Genomic DNA, 6481 nt, shown 5'->3' on the forward strand with positions numbered 1-6481 from the left:
GCAAAAATGGAAAAAATATCAAAATAAGGCTATGATTTTTAAAGCCATAGCCTTACAAATAAATGTTTAATTATCACTTAAAAAATAAATTTTTATTTAAAGAATACACATAAATATTTCCAGACTCTAACTTTACACGAAGTTACTTTACTTTTTATTATATATAAAATTATCCCTACAAAATATTTAATTTTTACAAAAACTACAGTCTTCTATATTCTTCTCTTTTTAGTTTTTGGTTACTTAGGTAGTAATCAATCTCATCAATTAGACGTTGTTTATCATCAGGTAATACACCTTTCAAGTTAGCATAATTTGATGCATGATTACTTCTAAATACAATTTTTCCATTGGCATCTATATTCTTTATCATCTCTTTAATTTCTTGTAACACGGCCTTATCTTCTAGTATTGTAAACTCTCCTGCCTTAAGTAAATCGTAAAGTTCAGTATTAGGTTCTACCATTAAACTAAGTACACCTACATAATCTGGTGAAATTGCTCCTAGCATTTTTCCTGTATCAACTGCATGCTGGTGTGTTTTTTTAGTTCCTCCAAGACCTGCTATTACAGTGGCTGATAATTTGATACCACTTTTTTTAACTTTTCTACCAACTTTTATTAATTGTTCACTACTAAATCCTTTTTTTATATCTTCTAATACTTCATTACTTCCACTTTCAAGACCTAGGTAAATCATCTTAACACCAAGTTTTTTTAACTCTTTAAGTTCCTCATCAGATTTTTTCTCTATAGACTTAGGAGAACCATACATAGTAACTCTTTCACATTCTGGAAAGACTTCTTTTATATATAATATTATATCTCTTAGTTTTTCCATTGGTATTATCAATGCATCTCCATCGGCTAAGAATATTCTTTCTACATGTTTATAATGTCTTCTAAATATATCAATTTCATTTTTTATTACTTCTAGTGGCTTTATTTTAAATTTTTTAGATTTGTACATACTACAAAACGTACATTTGTTGTGAGAACACCCAAGTGTGACTTGTATTATAAGACTATAAGCCTCACTTGGTGGTCTATAAAGTGGCATATCATATTCCATATTAAAATCCCCCTTGTAATTAAATCTTCATTCTATTATACTATTAATATTTACTTAAAATAATACTTTATATAATTATAAATTTTAAGTTTTAGTTTAAGATATATCCTTTAAAAATTTAATAATACTATTAGCAGTAATATTAAGTTGTTTTTCTTGACTTATAATAGCATCATTATCTCCACTTTGCTTTCCATAATCTCCAAATTGCGCATGATTTCCTCCTTCAATCTCAACATAAGTTGTATCATCAGGGAGTTTTTGTTTTGATTCTACAAGACTTTTAAAATTGACTACGCCATCTTTACTTCCCCATATGGATATAACTTTTTTTCCTAACAGTTTCAGCTCATCCCCCATTGGATAAGAGGATAAAAATACAACTCCATCAATTAATTTATTATCACGTGCAAAATTTGCTGCTGCAACTCCTCCTAATGAATGACCTCCTATTACCCAATGTTCTATATTGTTGTAAGAATCCATAACTTTCTGTGCTTTATTGGTTCCAAGTATGGCTATATTAAGTGGCATCTTTACAATTACAACCTCATATCCACTTTCTGCTATTTTTCTGGCAAGTGGTGCATAAGATTCTATTTCTACTTTAGCTCCTGGGTAGAAAATTAAACCCTTAGAAACTTTTCTTCCTTTTGGTGTAAATGAAATATTTTCCTTTACTGTTACTTCAACTTTACTATTACTGACTAGAGCTTCTTTTGCTAGTTTTTGAGGTTCATATGTTTTGTTTATCCATATGAAAAAACCAAGCAATATCAATACAAATAGTATACCTATTCCCTTAAATATTTTATTCTTTATGTTAAATTTTTTATTATTATTTTTATCATCTTTGTTTTCAACCTCATCATAAAGTAAAGGTCTCTCAAGTTCCATAGTTATACTAAATGTATCATATTTCTTATTACGCTTTACCTTTACATCTTTACTCATAAATCTAACCCCCATAATATTTGAATACTATTATAGTTTATCCTAAGTAAATTGTTTTTTCAACCAATGAAAAAAATCAATATTTTAACTATTTTCATATAAAATTCATAAACATATGATTTTTGTTTTTTATATAATATTTTCTTTTAATATTCTATAAAAGAAATAGTCATATACTTTATTTTAAATATATGACTATTCTATAGTTTAATATCTAGGCTGCTTCTTTTATTGAAACTCTAGATATATTGCTTATTCTATACATTTCTTTAACACCATTTAAAGTTTGTAACAAATTTAGACAAATTATCTTGTCTCCTAGACTCTTAGTATTTTCAATACTCTCTAAAATTATCATTCTTCCTTCATCATACTTATCTGCATTGTAATTTGAAATATAATCAGTATCTCTCAATATTTTTTCTATATCTTCATCTTCAATCTTATTCTGATTAATATTTATATATAAATTATACATATTACTTATTAGTAATCTCTGATTTTCTAGGAAATCTTCTTGATTTTTATCTTTATATATAGCATTTATCAACATAAGTCTATCTTCAATAAGTGATGGCACTAATAATAAATTCTTTATATAGTAAACGTCAGTCACATTTTCTATAGAATTATTTACTTCATCAATTATATTCTTAACTATTCCTTTATACATGTCTATAACATGTTGATAACCTGTTTTAGCATCATATGGTAATATAAACTTATTTACTATTAATGCAATAATTGCTCCTAATGCCACATATGAAATTCTACTTATAGTTAAAACATTTGGGTCTCCCATAACTACTGCTGAACCAAGAGCTGAAACGGTTACACACATTATTAATTTCCTATAGTCAACTACATAAGAGTTTATATATCCTGCTAAAAGAACTATTAACGACCTTAGTGTACTATCTTTTATTATTGAAAATAATACAATAAATATTATAGCTCCTATAAGTGTACCTTCTATTCTTTTTCTAGACCTTTGTATACAATTTTCCGCATAAGGTTGTGTTAATGAAAACACAGTTAACATTATCCATCTCCCATCTTTTAGGTGGAAATAATCCATAATAAAACCAGCTATAGCTGTAGCTAACGCAATCTTTATTGCATAAGAAAATCTTATAGAATTTAAATTAAAGTTTTTCTTGTATATTGATAGTCGTTTAAATTCATGAGGTATCTTTGATTTTCTTTCAGCTCTCTTTTCATCTCTTGATTTTACTTTTTTATAATCTACTAAAAACTCATATAAATTTTCTAACACGCTATAAATTTCTTTTAAATTTATATTTTTAGTATTTTGAGCAATAACATAATCTCTAAATCCTAATATCTCCTTATCAGTTATCGTATCTTTATTTTCTAAACACATCTTAATATAGTTTACTTCTTTAGTTACTACAGCTAAAACATCTACTTTACTATTAATGCTACTTTCTTCTAGAATATGTTTTATATCTTCATCTTCAAATTCCTTACTATCTTTTTTATATCTTTCCAGTATTAAACTTATTCTTTCTAATGAAAATAAAATATTTATTATATCTATACCTTTAATGCTGATATAAAAGTCATCCTTTCTATTATCAAAAATAACCATTTTCAGACTTTTGGATACAGAATTTATTCTATAATTACAGCTATCTATTTTTCTCATATTAGATTTACTTATAGAATTATCATCATTAATAATATTTTTTAAAAGGCTAATTTTTTCTAATAATTCATCACATATAGATATAAGTTCTTTATCTCCAACCTTTTTCATTCTATTTCTATTCATAACAAACTGAGCAACCATTATTATAACTGCACCAACAGCTAAGGCTGATAATCTCATAGGAAATTCACTTACTCCTACAGGTATACTTACCATAAATATATACATTAGACCAAAAGGTACATATACCGCTCTTTTTAGGTCATAACTAAATACATATCCTATTATAAATAATGCTATAAAATTTAATAAAATTCCTAAATACATATTTTGTACTGCAAAAAATGATAGTACTCCCAAAATTATATTTATTGCTAAATACTTTAGTAAATTTTTAATTGGAGAAATAGTTAAATCTCTTTCTAAGAGTGTTAACATAGCTGTTACTATACCTACACCTATAAGTGTGTTTTTACTTCCAAATAGATATATAAATATAGAAATAAATGCTATTATAAAAATAAACAATTTTGTTTTTGATATTACTAGTTTTTTTGTCATCATATCCCCCCTAAAAATTTCAACAAGACCAATTTTATCATATTTGTTGCCTTATTCAAAATCAGCTTTTTTACGGTAGGATTCTAACTTTTATGCATGTTTTTCAATATATAGTTCATATTATAACATATTTTATTGTATGTATTCTCTATATAACTTCATAAGCTTCCATATCTTTTTTCTTTCAAATATTTTTTAAAAAAAATAAAAATAACTCTCTCAATAATACTAAAACTGTATTTATTAAGAGAGTTATATAATTTATACAATAAATTTAGTTAAGTTTTTCTTTACCCAATATATAAGTTCCAAGTCCCATAAATAAAGCTCCTCCAACAATATTTCCAAGTGTCACAGTTACTAAATTATAAATAGCTCCTCCAATAGTAACTGTACTTATTGCTGGTGAAAATAATGAAACACTATAAATTGTCATATTTGCTACACTATGCTCAAAACCTGATGTTATAAAAGCAAATAAGCATAAGAATATCATAATTATTTTTGCAGTATCACTATTAGTTCTAAACGAACATAATACCGATACACATACTAAAATATTACATAAAATTCCTCTAAAGAAAAGAGCTGTAAATGGCATAGATGCTTTACTAGCTGCTGTATTTGCAAAAAATTCAGCTACAGGTCCTTTGTCTACTAGACCAGTTCCTACAAATATAAGACCTAAAATCAAAGCTCCGATTAAATTTCCTACCCAACTATATACCCATATTTTAGAGGTATCTTTTATACTTACCCCCTTATTCAACATACCAGCAGACATAACCATATTGTTTCCAGTAAATAATTCTGTTCCTGTCATTATAACCAAACTAAGTGCTATTGCAAATGATAACCCCATTACTATCTTAGTCATAGGTGAACCTGCATCAGTCAAAATTCCTCCAATAGTAAATATCAAAAGTATACCTATACCTACATAAAGTCCTGCAAACGCAGAAGATACCAAATACTTTACTTTGCTCGTGTTCAATAAATTTATCTTATTTATAGCTGCATTAGTTAATTTATCCAAAGTCTCTTTATGCATAATTCCCTCTTCCTTCTATTAGATTTTTAATTTATTTAAACATATGTTTTAATTAATTTATAGATATTTAACTCCACTCCAGTATATATTTTCGTGCATTTTAGTTATTTCTGGAAGTTCAACACCTTCAAGTGCCCATTTTTTAAATTCCATAAATCCTGTTCTATCAATTATATACCCTATATGTTCTTTTCCTCCTGGTGCATCTTTATCTATATACTTTTCTACATATTTGTAAGTATTAAGTATTATCTTTATTATGCTATCCTCATCTGCCCATAAAAGAAAATCTTCTGCTAGTCTAGGATTTTTCTTTCCTGTTCTACCCATTATAGCCAATCTATAGTATTTTTTCTCATCTCTAGTCCATGCATTTGTTGGGCAATTTAGTACACACTCTCCACAGCCTATACACTTATCTCCATCTCTTACTACTTTATTATTTTCTGTCTTTAATGCTCCAACAGATATTTTAGAACATTTTTTTACACATGCTCCACAATTTACACATCTATCTTTTTCATATATAGGTAAAGCCATACCAATAATTCCAAAGTCATTCATTCTAGCTTTTATACAATCATTTGGACATCCAGTTAAAGCTACTTTAAAATGTAAATCATTTGGGAATATAGCTTTTTCTATTCTTTTAGCAAATTCAGTTGTATTATACTGAGCTTTTGGACAGACTTTATTTCCTATACACGCTGCTATATTTCTTGTACCTGCTGCTGGATAACCCGCATTTTTCTCACTTTGATTTATATTCATTTTTTCAATAACAGGTTGTATAATTTTATTTATTTGTTCCATATCTTCCATATCTATTCCCAGTATTTCAAATCCCTGTCTTGTAGTTATGTGTATCTGTCCATTACCGTATTCACTTGCAATTTTAGAAACCACATTTAAACTCTCAGGGTCAATAAGCCCTCCTGGTATTCTAACTCTTAAAGAAGTCTCATATTTTGTTTTTGTAATCCTATAAGCATTTTTCATTACTTTTTTAGTATTTAAATCTCTTATCACAAATTTCGCCCCCTACTGAACCTCCCATGACTAAAGTCACAGGGTTCCTGCTTCATAGAATTTTGCATACTAAAATATGTCTTACTAATTCTCCACAGGCTATCCCCATAGTTCCTACGGTTCTTACATAAGTTATTTATTT

General features: G+C 27.2%; 5 protein-coding genes. All 5 read right to left on the bottom strand.

The genetic code is table 11. The annotated features are described in order from the left end of the window. Nucleotides 1-202 precede the first annotated feature (202 nt). Nucleotides 203-1072 carry a radical SAM protein gene (locus KGF42_RS18530; protein ID WP_199856133.1) on the bottom strand — a complete coding sequence of 290 codons (870 nt, stop codon included), beginning with the start codon at nucleotides 1070-1072 and terminating at the stop codon, nucleotides 203-205. 96 nt (nucleotides 1073-1168) lie between these two features. Next, a complete protein-coding gene (locus tag KGF42_RS18535) occupies nucleotides 1169-2026 on the bottom strand; it encodes an alpha/beta hydrolase (protein WP_227826863.1) in 858 nt (285 codons plus the stop codon). 214 nt (nucleotides 2027-2240) lie between these two features. After that, on the bottom strand, nucleotides 2241-4259 hold the full coding sequence (locus tag KGF42_RS18540) for an FUSC family protein (protein ID WP_054274182.1): 2019 nt from the start codon (nucleotides 4257-4259) through the stop codon (nucleotides 2241-2243). 274 nt (nucleotides 4260-4533) lie between these two features. Beyond that, nucleotides 4534-5310, bottom strand: coding sequence for a formate/nitrite transporter family protein (locus KGF42_RS18545; protein WP_227826864.1), 777 nt, complete (start codon nucleotides 5308-5310; stop codon nucleotides 4534-4536). 57 nt (nucleotides 5311-5367) lie between these two features. Further along, nucleotides 5368-6339, bottom strand: coding sequence for a sulfite reductase subunit C (gene asrC, locus KGF42_RS18550; RefSeq protein WP_107595834.1), 972 nt, complete (start codon nucleotides 6337-6339; stop codon nucleotides 5368-5370). Nucleotides 6340-6481: the final 142 nt, after the last annotated feature.

It is taken from the genome of Clostridioides sp. ZZV15-6383, from assembly GCF_020657735.1.
GTDB classification, from domain to species: domain Bacteria; phylum Bacillota; class Clostridia; order Peptostreptococcales; family Peptostreptococcaceae; genus Clostridioides; species Clostridioides difficile_D.